This window comes from Lachnospiraceae bacterium, assembly GCA_022794035.1.
In the GTDB taxonomy this organism is placed as follows: Bacteria; Bacillota; Clostridia; order Lachnospirales; family Bianqueaceae; genus CALWPV01.
On sequence record JAAWDX010000006.1, the window covers coordinates 16,331 to 33,191 of the forward strand.

Below are 16,861 nucleotides of genomic sequence, written 5' to 3' on the forward strand. Positions count from 1 at the left end.
ATTTCCTTTCTACTACTCCATTATTGAGTATGCTTTATATCCACCACTCAGGCGTCAACTCGCCGAGCGTCACAATTTTATTGTTTTCATTGTCAAGCATAATTTCAATGCTCTGATACTCTTCTGGCATAAGCTGCGTCATCAGCTCACGGCAGGCTCCGCAGGGCGGCATTGCCTTGCCTTCGCTATTTATAGCTATGACACGCCGGATCGCATTTTCGCCGTTGGTAATCATGTTGAAAATAGCATTTCTCTCTGCACAAACGCCAAGCGTACAAGATGTGTCTATGCACACACCTACATAGATCTTACCCGATGCGGATTCAACTGCGGCGGCAACTCCGCCTGCCTCTATGCTACTTGAAACCTCACGCGGGTTTACCACTTTCATTGCTGCATTATATAGCTGAGTCCAAATTTCATTCATTCTATTGCCTCCCCAATATAGTCTATTAAAAATGGGCAATTCCGTTATGGAACTGCCCACTCCCTTTTATTCCAAGGATTTCATCTGCGGAAAGAAAAGCACATCTCGAATGGCCGGAGAATCGGTGAGCAGCATGATCATACGATCAATACCAATACCGATGCCTCCTGTAGGCGGCATGCCCAGCTCTAATGCATTTAAGAAGTCCTCATCCGTATGGTTCGCTTCTTCATCTCCCTGCGCTAAAAGCTCCTCCTGCGCAGCAAAACGCTCTCTCTGATCAATCGGATCGTTGAGCTCAGAGTACGCGTTGGCTACTTCCCATGTATTCATAAAAAGCTCAAAGCGCTCAACATATTCCGGATTCTCCGGCTTTTTCTTAGTCAGCGGAGAAATCTCAATTGGATGATCCATGACAAATGTAGGTTGCACTAAATGCTCCTCCACATACTTTTCAAAGAAAAGATTGAGGATATCGCCCTTCTTATGACGCTCTTCAAATTCAATTCCATGCTGCTTCGCAAGAGCCTTAGCTGCCTCTGTATCGGGCACCTCATTGAAATCTACACCCGCATATTGCTTTACCGCATCCAGCATGGTAATGCGGGCAAAAGGCTTTCCTAAATCAATCTCAATGCCATTATAGGTGATCAGCGTAGTGCCCAGCACTTCCTGTGCCACATGCCGGAACAGATTTTCAGAAAGATCCATCATACCGTGATAATCCGTATAAGCCTGATACAGCTCCATCAATGTAAATTCCGGGTTGTGCCGTGTGTCAATGCCTTCATTTCTAAAGACCCTGCCAATTTCATACACGCGCTCCAAGCCGCCGACAATAAGACGCTTTAAATAAAGCTCTAGGGAAATTCTAAGCTTAATATCCTCATTTAGTGCATTGTAATGCGTAACAAAGGGACGCGCTGCTGCACCGCCGGCATTGCTCACCAGCATCGGCGTCTCTACCTCCATAAAGCCCTGCGCATCTAAATATCGGCGAATGCTGCTGATGATTGCGGAGCGCTTTTGAAAGGTCTCCTTGACCTCCGGATTCATGACCAAATCCAAATAACGCTGACGATACCGGGTTTCTGTATCAGTTAAGCCATGGTATTTCTCCGGCAATGTCTGAAGACTTTTAGAAAGAAGCTCCACTTTGTGCGCCTTTACGGAAACCTCTCCTTTTTGTGTCCGGAACACCTCTCCCGTAACGCCAATGATGTCGCCGGCGTCATGATATCGTTTAAACTCCTTATAGGCGTCTTCTCCCAAAAGATCTCTGGTGACATATGCCTGGATCTGTCCCCGTTTATCCTGAATATGACAGAAAGAGGCTTTTCCCATGACCCGTTTGGTCATCAGCCGGCCTGCCACAGAAACGGTCTGTCCCTCCATCTCATCAAAATGCTTGGTGATATCTGTGCTGTGCGCTGTGACATCAAATTTAGTTACGGTATACGGATCCTTTCCTGCTTCTTGCATCTCCGCCAGCTTTTCTCTGCGCAGGCGCAGGATTTGATTTAGATCCTGCCCGCCCTGATTCTCATTTGCCATATATATCTCCTTCTGCTTCTTTATCGACTGATTTCCAGCACCTTAAAAACTGTTACGCCGCCAGGCGTTGTTACCTCTACCTCATCACCTACAGCCGCGCCCAGTACAGCCGCGCCTACAGGCGATTCATTTGAGATCAGGCCTTCCATAGGATCCGCCTCGGTAGATCCCACAATCGTATAGGTAATATTCTCATCAAATTCCTGATCATATAATACCACACGGCAGCCTAAGGATACTTTATTCAAATCGGTATCTTCTTCATCGATCACCTGCGCATTGCGCAGTGTCTTTTCAAGTTCGGCGATACGTCCCTCAATTTTTCCCTGTTCATCCTTAGCTGCATCGTATTCTGCATTTTCGGATAAATCTCCTTGTGCTCTCGCCTCTTTAATCTTTTGCGCTACTTCATGGCGTTTGACCGTTTTCAACTCGAGCAGCTCCTGCTCCATTTTTTCCATACCCGCATGGGTTAAAATTACTTTTTTTGTCTCCATATTTAAAACCTTCCCTTTCTTATCAGACCTTTCCTGACATCCGCTTATTATACCCTGCAGGCGTATTCTTGTCAAGGCATGAGCAGCTCCTGCAGTTCCTTTAAGCTTGAAATTTGCTGCAGCCTTCTTTTCTTCTCCGTGCTGCTTGGCATCCCCTTTAAATACCATAAAATATGCGATCGCATCTGCCGGATTCCAACAAACTCTCCTTTTTCCTCTATGATCATAGCGGCATGCCGAAGTGCCATTTGCAAAATCTCCTCCTGCTTTGGCCTGGGCAGTGTTTGTCCGCTCTGCAGATATTCACATATCTCTGAAAAGATCCATGGATTTCCTCTGCTCGCCCTTCCCACCATAATACCATCACAGCCGGTCTGCAGAAGCATTTTTTTAGCAGTATAAGCATCCACTACATCGCCATTGCCAATGACTGGAATCTGTACGGCCTCCTTCACACGACGAATTACATCCCAATCGGCCCGTCCGCTGTACATTTCAGCCGCCGTGCGTCCATGTACTGTAATGGCAGCTGCGCCTGCCTCCTCACAGACCTGAGCAATCTGCACGGCGACATCCTCTGTCCGCTCGCATCCTTTTCTAATCTTGACTGTCACCGGAATCTTTACAGCCTGACTCACCTGCCTGATAATTTCATATACCAGACGCGGCCTTTTTAACAGTGCAGAGCCCTCATGATTCTTGACAATTTTAGGGGCCGGACAGCCCATATTCAAATCAATAGCCGCAAACCGGTCTTGTAACTTCTGCGCTTCTTCTGCCATCAGCTGTGGTTCCGAACCGAAGAGCTGCAAAATCACCGGCTCCTCCTCTGCTTCTTTATATAAAAGAGCCGCCGTATTTTCATTTTGATAATGCAGCGCTTTTGCACTGACCATTTCTGTGTAGACGGCGCCTGCTCCCTGCTCGCGGCATAAGCGCCGGAAGCTGGAGTCTGATACACCCGCCATAGGCGCCGCCAGTACATTGCTCTTTAATGCTAAAGACCCAATCCTCATTTTCTGCTTTTCCTGCTGCTCTTTTTTGCATTTCGCTTAGCGATAATCTGCAGTCCCTTAAGGGTAAGCGCTGCATCATATTGATGGATGCAGGGAAGCTCCTGTGCAAAAATCCGGCTAAATCCCCCTGTTGCGATGACCTGCAAATCGGGAAGCCCCATTTCTTTTTTAATTTGCCCGACGATATATTCTACCTGCCCAATGTAGCCGTATACCAAGCCAGCCTGCATGCATTCCACCGTATTGGCATTCAAAATACTGGCCGGTTTTTTGATCTCAATCATGGGAAGCTGCGCCGCCCGCGAACAAAGTGCATCCGCCGAGATGCCGATTCCCGGTGCAAAAACAGCGGCTATAAATTCTCCTTTTTCATTGATCACTTCATATTTAGTCGCAGTTCCAAAATCGACCACCAGACAAGGGGCTCCGTAGATCTCACAAGCAGCAGCCACATCCGCAATCAGATCCGCACCTACTTCCTTGGGATTTTCTGTTTTAATGCAGACTCCGGTTTTAATTCCAGGGCCGATCACGAGCGGTTCCTTCTGTATATATCTGCGGATGGCATTACAAAAGGAATGCATCATATGCGGTACTACAGAAGAAATGACAACCTGCTCAAAATCATGCGCATGCAGTCCTTCACATTCCAGCAGCATGCGGATATCAATCCCGTATTCATCAGAGGTCTTAGTCGCTCCTGTGGTCATCCGCCAACTGGCAACCAGCTGCTCCTCTTTAAATACGCCCATTTTAATTTGTGTGTTTCCAATATCAAATACTAATAGCATGTTATCTTCCCGCCTCTTGTATGACCTGATACCAAAGCTGCAGCTTCTCTAGCAGCTCCGCATGCTCCCGCTCTACTTCTCTTACCAAAAGTCCTGCCGATATGGCATCATATCCTAAATCATCTTCCTCACAGTAGCTGTCTATATATACCTCACCATCTGTGTAAAATCCAAGTTCAGCTACGCCTCCGGCCTCTTCTGTGATAAACACCAGGCACATAATCACTTCATTTTTCACAGTCTCTGGAAGCTTTCCTAACGACTCATTAAAATAATACTTTTCTTTATACTGACTCGCATATGCCAGAATTACTTTTTCTTCCTGCACCAATTCTATCCTCCTATGCTAAAATAAGATGCCACCTATTTTCGGCAGCATCTTATTGGATGATAACATTTTACAGCGCGCCTTCTCCTTGCGGCTCTCTGCTGTTAAAAAGGGAAGCAAATTCTTCTCCGGTAACCTTTTCCTGCTTTAGCAGCAAATCACGCGTCTTTAAAAGTACATCATGATATTCTGTAAGAAGCGCCGTGGCCTTTTGATGGGCTTCTTCAATGATTCGCCTGATTTCTCCGTCGATGGTCGCCGCTACATCCTCGCCGTAATTGCGGGTATGTCCGATATCCCGTCCTAAAAATACTTCCTCGTTCTCTTCTCCCAGCTGCACCAGTCCCAGCTTATCGCTCATACCGTATTTCATGACCATGCCGCGTGCCATCGAGGTGGCGCGCTGAATATCGTTGGAAGCACCTGTTGTTACATCGCCGATTTCAAGCTCTTCTGCGACCCGGCCACCCAAAAGTGCAACAATCTCAAGCTCCATCTGGCTCTTAGTCCAGTAAAGTGTATCCTCCTCTGGCAGCGGCATTGTATATCCGCCTGCCATACCGGTAGGAATAATAGAAATGCTATGCACAGGATCAAGCCCCGGCAGCACATGATGCAAAATGGCATGCCCTGCTTCATGAATCGCCGTGATATTCTTTTCTCTCGCCGAGATCACTCTGCTTTTCTTTTCCGTACCGACCCCTACTTTAATGAAGGCTTTCTGTACGTCCTCCATTGTAATAAAATGCCGGTTCCCTCTTGCCGCAAAAATGGCGGCCTCATTCAGCAGATTTTCCAGATCAGCCGGCGTAAATCCTGCCGTCGTCTGTGCTACTGTTTTCAGGTCCACATCCTCACCCAAAGGCTTTGTCTTGGAATGGACACGCAGTACCTCTTCACGCCCCTTTACATCGGGACGCCCCACCACCACCTGCCGGTCAAAACGCCCGGGGCGCAGCAGCGCCGGATCCAGAATATCCACTCGGTTGGTGGCCGCAATCACGATTACGCCGTAATTGACGCCGAAACCATCCATTTCCACCAGAAGCTGATTAAGCGTCTGCTCTCTTTCATCATGACCGCCGCCAAGTCCCGCACCTCTTTGCCGGCCAACGGCGTCGATTTCATCAATAAATACAATACTGGGTGCGCTTTTCTTGGCCTTTTCAAACAAATCCCGCACGCGGGATGCGCCCACGCCGACAAACATCTCTACAAAATCTGAACCAGAAATACTAAAGAAAGGTACACCTGCCTCTCCGGCTACCGCTTTGGCCAAATAGGTCTTGCCGGTTCCCGGCGGGCCCACCAGCAAAACTCCCTTGGGGATTCTGGCGCCAAGCTCAACAAAGCGCTGAGGACTGCGAAGAAAATCAACGACCTCCTTCATCTCCTCCTTTTCTTCTTCCAGACCTGCCACATTGGCAAATCGAATCGGATTATTGGCTTTATCGATCACCTGCGCACGGCTTTTGCCAAAATTCATCATTTTGCCGTTGCTGCCTCCGCCGCCCTGCATGCGGGCCCAGATAAACAGCATGATAATCCCCAGAATCACCGTCATCATCACCATGGGCAGCAAACTGCTCCATATGCTATCTGGTTCTATCGTCTCTACCGTTACGATGACCCCCTGATAGTTTTGGCTCATTTCTTCTCTAAAATGGTCGATATCGGATACATAGACCGTTTTAGCCGCAGCTCCGTCCTGATAAATCAAGACTGCATCGCCCATATTAGCCGTCCCCACCTTGATAGGGGTGATGGATATTTCCTTAATTTTTCCTTCCTGCAAATCCTGATGCAGCTGCGCATCAGAAACCCGCGCCATACTATTAAATCCAAAATCAAAGCCGTTAAATATCAGAACCAGCGCCAGCACAATCATGATTACGCTGTATATGCCCAGTCCTTTATAACCGTCCTTCAAACCGAAACCTCCTGCTTCTTATACTTCTACATACCCAATGTAAGGCAGATTACGATAATGCTGCTCATAGTCAAGACCGTACCCCACAACAAACTCATCCTCAATTTCAAAGCCCGTATACTCTACCTCTACTGGCACAACGCGCCGTGCCGGTTTGTCAAGCATCGTGCAGATTTTGACAGACGCTGCTTTGCGCTCCTTTAAAAGCTCACGCAGGAACCAAAGCGTTCTGCCCGTATCCACTATGTCCTCCACTACCAGCACATGCTTTCCTTCAATATCTTCATCCATATCTTTTTTGATGCTTACCGTGCCGGTGCTGATTAAATCATTGCCATAGCTCGACAGTATCATAAAATCCATGGTGACCGGTACGGTTATGTATTTGGCCAGCTGCGTCATAAACATGGCGCCGCCCTTGAGTATGCACACCAGCAAAATCTCCTTGCCCGCATACTCCTCCGAGATTGTTTTGCCCAGCTCCTGAATTCTCTTTTCTAGCGTATCCTGATCAATCATCACATGAATCCGATCCTGAAACATCTAAAAGCCTCCTCACATGCAGCACCTGCTGCGTATTTTCCGTAACCTTTGCTCCTTCGCTGATTCGATGCCCCCATACCCATAAAATATGGGCGCCAGCCGCTAAAAGCGGCAGTGCGTCTCGCTCCTGCCTTGGAATTTTTTCATCGATTAAGTACTCTTTTAGCTTTTTTCGTCCGCCGCCTATCATCAGATAGTCTCCGGACCTGCGATAGCGCCAGACCGGAAGCTCTTCAAGCGCATCGGCACTAAGCCACTTTTCCTCTGGCAAATCCGGAATCCCTGTACCATCCTTCTGTCCTTTTTTCCAATCTTCTCTTGCTTCTTTAATGGAGATTCGTTCCATTTCAAATACTGGCATAGATGGCACAATCTGCCTGCAGGGTACATTTTTATAAATATGAAGTATATCATAGCTTTTGTCCACCGTCAAGCCTTTTGGAAGTGATATCCTCTTGCCGCCCTTCTTATGAAGGAGCTGAACTAGCTGCTCCATATGCGTATGAGAAATATTTTGCCAAAGCCCGGCCTGTGCCAGCCACAGCTTTAAAATTCTTTTCTGCAGGTTTTCAGGATAGGATAACAGCCATGAGACCGAAAGGTTCCCTTGGGGCGCAGCAGGCAGCTGCGCCTGTATATAGCTCTCCTCCTCCTGCAGCACCTGCGCCGTTTGGGAGAGTATCCTCACAATCTCCGGATTGTATTCTTGCTGCAGCAACGGCAAAAGCTCATGCCGGATTTTGTTGCGCCGAAAGGCGGTATCCTGATTGGATTTATCCTCCATATACGCTAATGCATGATCTGTTATATACTGCTCGATCGCCGCTCTTTCTGTATATAGCAGCGGACGGATATACGGCATTCGTACAGGGCGCATGCCGCAAAGCCCCGTGAGCGCGCTGCCCCTGAGCAGGTGCAGCAGCACGGTCTCCGCCTGATCCTGCTGGTGATGCGCCAGAGCGATGCGATCGGCATCTAGCTTTTCAAACGCCTCGTACCGCAGGCTGCGCGCCGCTTCCTCAACTGACTCTCCGCTCGCTTGGATGCGCGCCGGCACATCGACATGATATACTGTCAGCGGAATCTCCCATTCCCGGCAAAGCCTGCGGCAGAAGGCTTCCTCCTGATCTGCTTCTTCTCTGAGGCCATGGTGCACGTGTACGGCCGAAAGCTCATACGCCAAACAAGGCTGAAGGCCTTTTAAAATATGCAGCAGGCATACGGAATCCCTTCCGCCGGAAAGCGCAGCCACCAGCCGCTGCCCGCTTGCTACCATTTGATGCTGCTGCAGCACCTGCTTGACTTCGTCTCTCAGCACTGTGCTCCCTCCTCCTAGCAAACATGCCCGTTTTCCTTTTATTTTATCATAGCAGCGCCTGCTTTCAAAGCATTTTTTACAAATTTAACTTTTCTACCCGTACTGCCAAAACAGTCTGGTCATCCCGCACCTGCGGCATATAAGGAGACAGCTGCTGCTGCAGATTCTCCGCCAGCCGCTGCGGATCCTCTTCCTCTGTTTTCATCAGATACCGCCGGATCCATTTCTCTCCTTGCTTAGGCTCCGGCAGCTGATCCAGCACACCGTCCGATATCATCACAATCAGATCGCCATCCTGCATCTGATGCGCAAAGGTCTCCGGCTCCGGCTGCTCCAAAATGCCAACCGGAAGCGACTGACTCCGGTACACATGCACAGCAGCCCTGCTGCGCAGGAAGGTGACGCAGCTGCCTGCCTTGACCAGCTTAAGCTGTCCGCTGTGCAAATTCAGGAGCGCCAGATCAATCGTGGTAAAGACCTCGTCCTTGCTCGACAGCACAAGTGTCGTATTCAGCAGTTCGACGGCTCGTTCCTCTTCTACGCCTGTCAGCAGCAGCTGCTCCAATAAAGCAAGCGCTTTATGGCTCTCCTCCTGCGCTCTCTTGCCGCTGCCCATTCCGTCTCCCAGGGCAACTACAAAGCGGTACTCATCCAGTCGCTGGGCCGTATAGCTGTCTCCGCTGCTGTGGCTCTCTCTCGCCCAGGAGCTGACGCCCATTTTCAAGCGGTAAAGATTCGGATCGCTAAACCGGTATCGATGATAGCCTCCTGTAAGACTGCGCTTTTCGCGCAGCACAACCGGACACCCAAATATCTCTCTCAGTACTTGCTGACAACCGCTTATTTCATGCTCATTAAGCGCTCTTGCTGTTTCGATGTCAACCTGTACGCGGCTTTCTTTTTCGCTCGTTAGCGCCCAAACATCTCCTACGGGAATTCCCTGACGCTTTAAATAGCGAAAAATTCTTTGCTTGACTGCCTCTTCTGCCTCCAGCTCTCCGGCAAAATGCTCCCGCATTGTGCCTAAATAGGCTGCCATTGCTTCATACTGTCCCTGCAGCAGCTGTGCGCTCTGTGCCATCCGATTCTCCCAGCTTTGGTTAAGCCGGTACAGCTCGTAATGCCGGTTCACTGTCCGCACAAAATCACTGGCTCTGCAGCAGCTTTCCAAAAACTCCTTGGATAGATCTTTTCTCTCCACCCTTCCTTTTTGCCGCGAAGCCTCCATCACGCGTACCACTGCCTCATGCGTTCTGGCGTACTGCTTGCCCCAGCAAATCTTTTGATTTTGGCATTCCTGACACAGACTGCCTGCCAGATCCTCTTTTAAATAAACTAAATCCTGACTGGTAATTCGCAGCTGGCGGTGCGGCACACAGATCAGATCCGCCATTTTCTGAAATGCCTGTGCTCCTTGACCCAGTTTATTTTCAAAATACCGCTGCCACTGCTTCTCCAGCCCCTTTTCCGGCCTTCTTCTTTTTTGCGCCTTTTCCATTGTTTTGTTCGGCGTGATCCCAAAAGCAAGCAAAGCCGTGCCCACGGTCAGGATTCCGGGAACCACATTCATCCCTCCCATAAACAGAAGGACCCACAAACTTCCGCCCGAAAAACAGGCCGCAACGGTAGCGCGCTTGCCCATGTCGCGAAAAACACCGGCAATCACAATCAGAAGCATTGCCAGAATCACCAGTCCCTCACCGGCTGTCAGCGTAAGGCGCATAAAAAATCCCGCCGGAAGCGTTAGCAGCATTCCCTTTGCAATCCCCAGCTCATAGCTGCTGATCAGTGCTAGCCAAAGCAGCACAATCTCTGCCGGAATCAGACTGCTCACCTGTACCCAGTGGAATGCTGCCAGCATAGTCCCTGCCGCTAATGAAATGCCCGCCAGCATCCATTCATCATATGCCCCTTTTGTCTGCAATACAGTATGATACAAACAGGCAGCCCCCATCAGAAACGCTGCCTCCAAAAATATACTGATCAGCTGGTAGCCGGCCATTTTGCCTAAAAGACTCAAAATGACTACAGCGGCAACAAGCCCCATCTCATATGTCAGGCAGCGTTTCCAAAAGGGCAGCAAAGGCTTTTTCCAATCCAGATAAACCTCTTCTACCGTAAAAAGCAATAAAATCAGACCATATTTCCAGCGAAGCGCTTCTGTCTCCAAAAGGATCACGCCCACAAGCCCCATCAGCATCGCCGGAAGCCGCCATCGCTTTTGCTGGATCATGGCCAGATAATAGGCCGGTCCTAAAATGTAAAAATCAAAGCCAATTTTTAAGCTCATCAAAAAAGGCAGCGGCAGCCCCCAGAATATTCCCTGTATCAACGGCCAGATCTGTGCTTTTTTTTGGTTATCCAATTCCCATCCGTTCATAAGCTTCTCCCTGTTTCGTCATACTTCTATTGATTGATACGCTTTATTATACGGACAGGCCTCTAAGGAATTTGTTGATTTCTGACGTTCAAACGCCAAAATTTTTCGCCGAATTCCAACAAAAAACAGGGCTTTGCGTCTAGACTCTGGGCGGTTGCCATAGCCGCGTTACCTGCTGCTGAAATCTGCCTTTTAACGTGCTTTAGCCTCATTTGGCACGTTAAATCGGTTGAATCTCCTCTTTAAAACTTCCCTGCCAGCCTCAAGGGACGGACCTCCGGCCAAACAGAGCAAAAAACCATGATACCAAAAAATCGCTCAGACCTCATAGTCTGGGCGATTTTTCTGTTACATCATTTTTCACTTATTTTTGAATATTAATTAAGAACTCTCCTGGATAGATCAGCTTACAGCGATCGCGCGCCATCTGCTCTTTATATTCATCGGACTGATAATACTCTAAATCTACTTTAATCTGCAGCTGCTTTTCTTTTTCCTCTTCGATTTGATCCTGCAGCTGTCCCACCGTCTGATCCAGCTGTTTTCCCTGCGCCTTCAGATCAAAAATCTGCCACAGACAAGCTCCCATGAATGCTACGACAAAAATAAAAACGGAAAACTTTTTCAGCCAGCGCAGCGCCGGATGTTCTGCCTTCGTCACTTCTGAATAATATACGGTTTTTTCTTCTGTCTGTTTTGCCATGCGCGCGCCTCCCTTCTTTAGCTTCATCTTACTCTATCTGCTGGTTTTCGTCAACAGTTTTTTCTTTTTTCAGCTGTTTTCGCAGCCTGCTTTTCTCTCTGTATTTCTGCCATTTATGAACCGGAAACAGCAGCAGCTTCCATATTCCGCACCAAATCCTCAAAAAGATGGGACTGAGCAACAAAAAATAGAGTATACAGCCGCATACGATTCCTAAAAAGCCATATCCTCGCAGCGCCCCCTGATTTTTCAGAAAAAACAGCGCATAGCAGGCAGCAAAGGCGGCAATCCAAAAGATCCCGTCCTCTGCCAGCACCGCTCCCACACAGTGCCGGATGCTCCGCCGCACCGCTCGGAGTCCGTCATAAATCAGGCTCCCTCCTGCTCCTAAAATGACAAAATATATAAAAAGCCATGCCTGCTGATATCTCATCCATCAGCTCCTAAACAGGCGGCTCATCAAACCGGACTTATTTTTACTGTTTACCACTTCATCATAAACAATTTCACTGACCTCTCCTGCCAGCCCTACCTGTCCTTGGTCTAAATTTAGACTGCTCATATGAAGATCCGTCCCCCGAATGCTCAGCATCCCCTCGCTGGTCTCCATGATTACCTCAGTTTCATCAAACACAAGCAGGTCCAAAACACCTGTTACCTCTACCTTTTTTCGGCTATCCATCAACAGCCGGTGATTCAATTTGGCCGCGTCCATATGTCCTCCTCGCTTCCTGATTGCTATAGGACATCTTATGAATCATCCTGACATTATATACCATCTCTGCCTGTTATAATGCCGTATACATAGCTCCGGCCTCTTCTTTGCGCACATGCTCGGACAGGCTGGTCACCTTAACGCGCACCGTGCTGCTGCCAAAGCGGATCTCAATCACATCCCCCAAATGCACCTCTGTGCCTGCTTTGGCTATCTTCTCATTGATCGATACGCGCCCTGCATCGCAGGCCTCATTAGCCACAGTGCGCCGTTTGATTAGGCGGGAAACCTTTAAATATTTATCTAATCTCATGCCTTCTCCTTTCTAAAATACAGCTGAAAAAATCCCGGTAACCATTACCGGGATTTGAATCCATCTTCACTTTTATTATTCGTTGATTGCGTCCTTCAAAGCCTTGCCGGGTTTGAATTTAGGCGTCTTGGAAGCCTGAATGGTAATGGTCTGTTTGGTCTGAGGATTGATACCAGTTCTTTCAGGTCTTGCAACCACTTCAAAGGTACCGAAGCCTACCAGCTGAATTTTCTCACCTTTCTGCAAAGAAGTGGTGATTACCTCTTCAAATGCCGCCAATGCCTTCTCCGCATCTTTTTTGGTCATTTCTGCGTTCTCTGCCATAGCAGCTACTAACTGAGCCTTGTTCATTATAAATCTCCTCCTGTGGAATAAAATAATCCGGTCATCCGCAGATGACTGTCATTTATGTTCTGCACATTACTGCAGGCTGCTGCAGGGACGTATTCTTCCCTTCGCACTCAATACTCTATTATATATATACGCCTTCCCGCCATTTGTCAAGCCTATTTCGCCAAGAAGATGTAAATTTTGTCCTCCAAGCTCATAATTTCACTCAAAAGCCGGGCATAGCGGGCATCATTTCCATATTTCCGGCGCTGCCGGCGGTACAAGACCAGCGTACTCAGCCGCTCCCACGCCATGGCAGAGGCCTCCATCAGCTCCTTCAGCTCAGGCCTCTCATGGGCAAGCCAATGCGCCATCACCTTCCGCCTCGTCGCAAGATCCGTCAGCTTCCAGTTCAGAATATCGCCCTGCTCGATAAAATCATATTCCGTATCCGGCCCCGACAGATCCAGCTCCGGCCCCGACAGACATGCCATCAGAAGCTGAATCGCCCTGCGCCCCCTATACAGCCTTTCTGCTTCCTTTTCGTATTTAAACACTCTTTCTTCCCTATATCCGGCGGCATAGGCCGCAAGCAGCTCATGGCCATAGCTCTTCAGACGGCTCCGGTTTTCTTCATGCCACTCTACATAGGCCAGCTGAAACATCTGCTGCAAAATGGCGTCCACGGTGCTTTGCTCGATCCATCCAAGCTCAGGATTTCGCGGATACGGCACATAACCGGTGCTATGAATCGATGAGGTATCAAAATAGATATAACGCCCCGCTTCTTCTCCCAAAATGACAAAAACATGATTCGGCTGCTGATAATGCTGCGTATCGAGCGCCGGATGATAGCGCGCTGAAAAAGGCAGCAGCGGGTGAATGGTTCCGATATAGGCTTCCCTGCCTTCTGCCAGCAGCGCATGCAGCTTTTTCAGCTTTTCTTCAAAGCTTCCCTCTACAAAACAGTATTCATACAGATGATGCGAGCTCCAGTCCTCCAGCTCAATCGAAAAATCCCCGCTTTCTTTTTGCAGCCATACCCCCGGCTGCAAATCATGGAGACAGGCGGCTATCTGCTCTTCGCGACTAAGCCTCTGCCTCGATACGGCAAGCCAAGACTTATCCCGGCACATCATCATATTCTGATACAAAAAATCGGGCTTTCCCTGATAGGTTCTAAATTCGTGCTTCCAAGTCGCTTCTTTCATTTGATTTCTCACTTGATTTCTTTCCAGTTTCTTTGACTGCGCAGCCACTGCCGCAGCCATTCATTTTTTGTTGTATCCTGCCAGCGGTAGCTCTGAATCCATTCCGGCAGCTGGCTGATGAGCTTCTTTTCTGCCTCTCTGCCCAGCGCCCGGCAGGAAAGGCAAAACAGATCCAAACTTTTCTTATTTCTGTCTAGGCCAATGCAGCCGACTAACCCCAGATCCCGATAGACATCCGACATAAAGACAGCCTGCAGCTCGTAGCCCTGCCGGTTTTGCCGCAGCTCTTCTGCCGTATAGCGTACCCCGTTGGTACAGCGGTTGGCTCTGCGGCTCAGATCGCTGATTCGTGCCAGATCCGATTCCTTTGCTGGCTGAATCCGAATTCTGGTATCCAGCTGGTTTAAAAATTCCTCGTAGCTGACTGCATTTTTCCGCAGCTCTTCCCGCTTTACATTATCCTGATAGGTCTGCAGTCGCAGCTGGTTCTGTGCATTTTGATCCTCTGGCATGATCCATATCTGTTCTGCCAGCTTCTTAAAAATTGTCTCTTTCTGAAACCATACGCTGCCCATTTGTGGATAATGGCTCTTCACCTGTGCGAGCTCCCACTCCTGATCATCAATTAGCACCATATCCTGGGGGTCCAGCTGCAAAATATCAGCTAGATCCGCAATTTGTTCTGATTTAGGCTTCCAGCTGATGGACCATGCGGCAATATCCTCTTCTTTGAGCACCATAGCCGTATGACTACGAAAGACCTGTTTTACATCCTCAGGTTCATTTTTACTGCATACAGCCAGTATGATCCCGTGCTCCTGCAAGCGCTTGAGCAGGCTTTGAAATTGATGATAGGCCTGCCCTGTACCGGTTTCTGCAATTTGAATACCGGCTATGCCATCCTCGCTGACGACTCCGCCCCAAAGTACGCCGTCACAGTCCAGCACAATGCATTTCTTTCTGCGTCCATGCCTCGTCTCATACAGCCGCACGGCCTGAATGGCTACTTGCTTTTGCAGCTCTGCGCTATAATAGTCTCCCCAGCGCCTCTCTCCTTTTGCCATAGACCGTTCTAGTCCAATCTCGGCTATGATCCATTCTAAATTCAGTACACCATCGCGTGCGAAGGGCGGCTCTGCGGTCTGACTTGGCGGCCATGCCGCGCCGTAAAATGAAAATAGGGGGCTGGAGAGGCGCTCCTGACTTACTCTTATGTCGGCCTCGTCCTGCACAAGCTGCACTGCCTGTGGCCCCGGCCATATGATGCGTATTGTATCCGGCTTTTTGGGCTGCTGGCGCTCTTCCCAAGGGGTTCTGCTGATGTGCGCTTTTTTCCCCAGCTTTGCCCATGCCTCCTGCAGATATAGCTCAAACCATGGCTGCAGCGGCATGTCGGATATGATCTCTGCCTGAATGCATTCTGCCGCTGTTTGCTGTAAGCGCTCTATTTGCTGTTTCAGCTCTATGTATGTCATGTTCCACCAAATATTTTTCGATTTTGTTTTAGCTTCTCTTTGTCGGCTGGGGTCAGGAGCTGGCGTACGATTTGAGGAAGGCCGGGATTGTCGAGACGCTCCTCAAAAGGAAGGGGCCAGCGCTTTTTTTCTGCCTTGGCAAGTCCAAATTGTTCGAGCAGCTCTTCTCCTGCCGGTGTTTTCAGGCTGCTGACCTGCTGCGCCAGAGCGGGCATTTCACAGGCTTTGGCCGTGTAATATAAAATGTAATAAAAATACGGCTTTAGCTGATAGGCATCCATCCAGCTGGTTAATGCAGTCCAGTCAAGCTCATCCCGGCGCCGCTGCCAGAAGGCCGCAATATCCTGAAAGGCTCTGCGCGTGATTGGGTTGTACTGTGCCAGATGATACAGGCTATTCATATCTTTATAATGATGCAGACAGAGCTGCAGAAAGGCATCGGAAATAGATAGTGCCGGGACTTCCAGATCATAGATTGGCAGGATCTCACGCCGTTTTAGAAAATCGGCTACTAGAGGCCGCGGTCCGTCCCATTCTCCCCAAAGCAGCTCATAGTTGATGTCTAATAGCAGGGTGCCAAATGAAAGCTTTTTCTGATAGGGCGCTGTCTGATGAGAAAAGGCCTTTGCAATGACCTGCTCCTGCCTGGTTAGCGATCCTGTTGTAAATCCGTCCTCCAGGAGAATTGATTCGAGTTTTTTGAGGTTCTGCTTTTCTATCAAAAGATCAATATCGTTGCTTTGCCTCTTTCTTGGTTCTCCAAAGGCCTGACACGAAAGGGCCTCTCCCTTGATGATGGCATATGGAAAATCGGCTTTTTCTTTTAGTAAAGAAAGAAGGTATTGATACTGCACCTTTACCGCTGCTTTTCGCAGCAATTCTTCTGCGTTCATCTAAGCGCCCTTTCCATCTTTTCAATTGTATTCATCGCATCCAGTAAAAGGTATTCATCATCGACTTCTTTTCCGCTTTCCTCTTCAAGCGCTACGACAATTTTTATAAACGCGATAGAATCCATGCCTAGCTCGCGTAGATCCGCCTGTCTTCCGGCTTTGCCGGCTTCTTCACTGATCAGTTCTGTTAGTACCCTACGAATCGTTTCTTCCATTGTCTCCTCCTAGTTGCTCATTTGTTTTAATCCCTGCGGGATTCTTGTTTCCCTGTGCGATATCGGAGTTTGATGCTTGACATCAAACTTGGAAAGCGGCTCACGGACTTGAATCCTCAAAATTGCCTTGCCGCCTTTATTATACCATGACGACACCAGAGTTTGACGCTTTGCGTCAAACTCATAAGGCGGCTCAGGGGCTTGATTAGCCTAAATTGCCTT

At 48.8% G+C, this 16,861-nt stretch carries 19 protein-coding genes; all 19 read right to left on the reverse strand.

What is annotated here, in order from left to right; genetic code table 11:
• Positions 1-34: 34 nt before the first annotated feature.
• Complete coding sequence (locus HFE64_05775) at positions 35-427, reverse strand: cytidine deaminase (GenBank protein ID MCI8632973.1); 393 nt, start codon at positions 425-427, stop codon at positions 35-37.
• 66 nt (positions 428-493) lie between these two features.
• Positions 494-1,981 carry a lysine--tRNA ligase gene (gene lysS, locus HFE64_05780; GenBank protein ID MCI8632974.1) on the reverse strand — a complete coding sequence of 496 codons (1,488 nt, stop codon included), beginning with the start codon at positions 1,979-1,981 and terminating at the stop codon, positions 494-496.
• A gap of 20 nt (positions 1,982-2,001) precedes the next feature.
• Positions 2,002-2,478 (reverse strand): transcription elongation factor GreA, encoded by a 477-nt coding sequence (greA, locus tag HFE64_05785; protein MCI8632975.1) that lies wholly within the window; start codon positions 2,476-2,478, stop codon positions 2,002-2,004.
• Positions 2,479-2,549: 71 nt separating this feature from the next.
• Positions 2,550-3,494 (reverse strand): tRNA dihydrouridine synthase DusB, encoded by a 945-nt coding sequence (dusB, locus tag HFE64_05790; protein ID MCI8632976.1) that lies wholly within the window; start codon positions 3,492-3,494, stop codon positions 2,550-2,552.
• The gene (locus HFE64_05795) at positions 3,491-4,285 is read right to left on the reverse strand and encodes a type III pantothenate kinase (protein ID MCI8632977.1); all 795 of its coding nucleotides are present in this window, start codon (positions 4,283-4,285) and stop codon (positions 3,491-3,493) included. Before HFE64_05795 ends, dusB begins: the two co-directional genes overlap by 4 nt.
• Before the next feature lies 1 nt (position 4,286).
• A complete protein-coding gene (locus HFE64_05800) occupies positions 4,287-4,613 on the reverse strand; it encodes a hypothetical protein (protein ID MCI8632978.1) in 327 nt (108 codons plus the stop codon).
• Between the two features lie 70 nt (positions 4,614-4,683).
• Positions 4,684-6,501 (reverse strand): ATP-dependent zinc metalloprotease FtsH, encoded by a 1,818-nt coding sequence (gene hflB, locus HFE64_05805; GenBank protein ID MCI8632979.1) that lies wholly within the window; start codon positions 6,499-6,501, stop codon positions 4,684-4,686.
• A gap of 60 nt (positions 6,502-6,561) precedes the next feature.
• Positions 6,562-7,062, reverse strand: a complete 501-nt coding sequence (hpt, locus tag HFE64_05810) for a hypoxanthine phosphoribosyltransferase (GenBank protein ID MCI8632980.1) — start codon at positions 7,060-7,062, stop codon at positions 6,562-6,564.
• Positions 7,055-8,404, reverse strand: coding sequence for a tRNA lysidine(34) synthetase TilS (gene tilS / locus HFE64_05815; GenBank protein ID MCI8632981.1), 1,350 nt, complete (start codon positions 8,402-8,404; stop codon positions 7,055-7,057). Before tilS ends, hpt begins: the two co-directional genes overlap by 8 nt.
• Positions 8,405-8,480: 76 nt before the next feature.
• The gene (locus tag HFE64_05820) at positions 8,481-10,784 is read right to left on the reverse strand and encodes a SpoIIE family protein phosphatase (GenBank protein ID MCI8632982.1); all 2,304 of its coding nucleotides are present in this window, start codon (positions 10,782-10,784) and stop codon (positions 8,481-8,483) included.
• Positions 10,785-11,148: 364 nt separating this feature from the next.
• Positions 11,149-11,487: a hypothetical protein gene (locus tag HFE64_05825; GenBank protein ID MCI8632983.1), complete on the reverse strand. Its 339-nt coding sequence runs from the start codon at positions 11,485-11,487 to the stop codon at positions 11,149-11,151.
• 28 nt (positions 11,488-11,515) lie between these two features.
• Positions 11,516-11,920, reverse strand: coding sequence for a hypothetical protein (locus HFE64_05830; protein ID MCI8632984.1), 405 nt, complete (start codon positions 11,918-11,920; stop codon positions 11,516-11,518).
• A gap of 3 nt (positions 11,921-11,923) precedes the next feature.
• Positions 11,924-12,202 carry a sporulation protein YabP gene (yabP, locus tag HFE64_05835; GenBank protein MCI8632985.1) on the reverse strand — a complete coding sequence of 93 codons (279 nt, stop codon included), beginning with the start codon at positions 12,200-12,202 and terminating at the stop codon, positions 11,924-11,926.
• A gap of 73 nt (positions 12,203-12,275) precedes the next feature.
• Complete coding sequence (locus tag HFE64_05840; GenBank protein ID MCI8632986.1) at positions 12,276-12,515, reverse strand: RNA-binding S4 domain-containing protein; 240 nt, start codon at positions 12,513-12,515, stop codon at positions 12,276-12,278.
• A 75-nt stretch (positions 12,516-12,590) separates the two neighbouring features.
• Entirely contained in the window at positions 12,591-12,866 is a 276-nt protein-coding gene (locus HFE64_05845; GenBank protein ID MCI8632987.1) for an HU family DNA-binding protein, read from the reverse strand.
• 155 nt (positions 12,867-13,021) lie between these two features.
• On the reverse strand, positions 13,022-14,056 hold the full coding sequence (locus tag HFE64_05850) for a hypothetical protein (GenBank protein MCI8632988.1): 1,035 nt from the start codon (positions 14,054-14,056) through the stop codon (positions 13,022-13,024).
• Between the two features lie 8 nt (positions 14,057-14,064).
• The gene (locus tag HFE64_05855; protein ID MCI8632989.1) at positions 14,065-15,531 is read right to left on the reverse strand and encodes an HAD-IIIC family phosphatase; all 1,467 of its coding nucleotides are present in this window, start codon (positions 15,529-15,531) and stop codon (positions 14,065-14,067) included.
• Positions 15,528-16,424 carry a nucleotidyltransferase family protein gene (locus HFE64_05860; protein MCI8632990.1) on the reverse strand — a complete coding sequence of 299 codons (897 nt, stop codon included), beginning with the start codon at positions 16,422-16,424 and terminating at the stop codon, positions 15,528-15,530. The genes HFE64_05855 and HFE64_05860 overlap by 4 nt, the downstream gene beginning before the upstream one ends.
• Entirely contained in the window at positions 16,421-16,639 is a 219-nt protein-coding gene (locus tag HFE64_05865) for an acyl carrier protein (GenBank protein MCI8632991.1), read from the reverse strand. The genes HFE64_05860 and HFE64_05865 overlap by 4 nt, the downstream gene beginning before the upstream one ends.
• Positions 16,640-16,861: the final 222 nt, after the last annotated feature.

What these genes read in the sequence shown, in the direction of transcription:
- HFE64_05775 (MCI8632973.1), bottom strand. Translation starts at nt 427, where the DNA reads ATGAATGAAATTTGGACTCAGCTATATAATGCAGCAATGAAAGTGGTA.
- lysS (MCI8632974.1), bottom strand. Translation starts at nt 1,981, where the DNA reads ATGGCAAATGAGAATCAGGGCGGGCAGGATCTAAATCAAATCCTGCGC.
- greA (MCI8632975.1), bottom strand. Translation starts at nt 2,478, where the DNA reads ATGGAGACAAAAAAAGTAATTTTAACCCATGCGGGTATGGAAAAAATG.
- dusB (MCI8632976.1), bottom strand. Translation starts at nt 3,494, where the DNA reads ATGAGGATTGGGTCTTTAGCATTAAAGAGCAATGTACTGGCGGCGCCT.
- HFE64_05795 (MCI8632977.1), bottom strand. Translation starts at nt 4,285, where the DNA reads ATGCTATTAGTATTTGATATTGGAAACACACAAATTAAAATGGGCGTA.
- hflB (MCI8632979.1), bottom strand. Translation starts at nt 6,501, where the DNA reads ATGATTGTGCTGGCGCTGGTTCTGATATTTAACGGCTTTGATTTTGGA.
- hpt (MCI8632980.1), bottom strand. Translation starts at nt 7,062, where the DNA reads ATGATTGATCAGGATACGCTAGAAAAGAGAATTCAGGAGCTGGGCAAA.
- HFE64_05820 (MCI8632982.1), bottom strand. Translation starts at nt 10,784, where the DNA reads ATGAACGGATGGGAATTGGATAACCAAAAAAAAGCACAGATCTGGCCG.
- HFE64_05825 (MCI8632983.1), bottom strand. Translation starts at nt 11,487, where the DNA reads ATGGCAAAACAGACAGAAGAAAAAACCGTATATTATTCAGAAGTGACG.
- HFE64_05830 (MCI8632984.1), bottom strand. Translation starts at nt 11,920, where the DNA reads ATGAGATATCAGCAGGCATGGCTTTTTATATATTTTGTCATTTTAGGA.
- yabP (MCI8632985.1), bottom strand. Translation starts at nt 12,202, where the DNA reads ATGGACGCGGCCAAATTGAATCACCGGCTGTTGATGGATAGCCGAAAA.
- HFE64_05840 (MCI8632986.1), bottom strand. Translation starts at nt 12,515, where the DNA reads ATGAGATTAGATAAATATTTAAAGGTTTCCCGCCTAATCAAACGGCGC.
- HFE64_05845 (MCI8632987.1), bottom strand. Translation starts at nt 12,866, where the DNA reads ATGAACAAGGCTCAGTTAGTAGCTGCTATGGCAGAGAACGCAGAAATG.
- HFE64_05850 (MCI8632988.1), bottom strand. Translation starts at nt 14,056, where the DNA reads ATGAAAGAAGCGACTTGGAAGCACGAATTTAGAACCTATCAGGGAAAG.
- HFE64_05855 (MCI8632989.1), bottom strand. Translation starts at nt 15,531, where the DNA reads ATGACATACATAGAGCTGAAACAGCAAATAGAGCGCTTACAGCAAACA.
- HFE64_05860 (MCI8632990.1), bottom strand. Translation starts at nt 16,424, where the DNA reads ATGAACGCAGAAGAATTGCTGCGAAAAGCAGCGGTAAAGGTGCAGTAT.
- HFE64_05865 (MCI8632991.1), bottom strand. Translation starts at nt 16,639, where the DNA reads ATGGAAGAAACGATTCGTAGGGTACTAACAGAACTGATCAGTGAAGAA.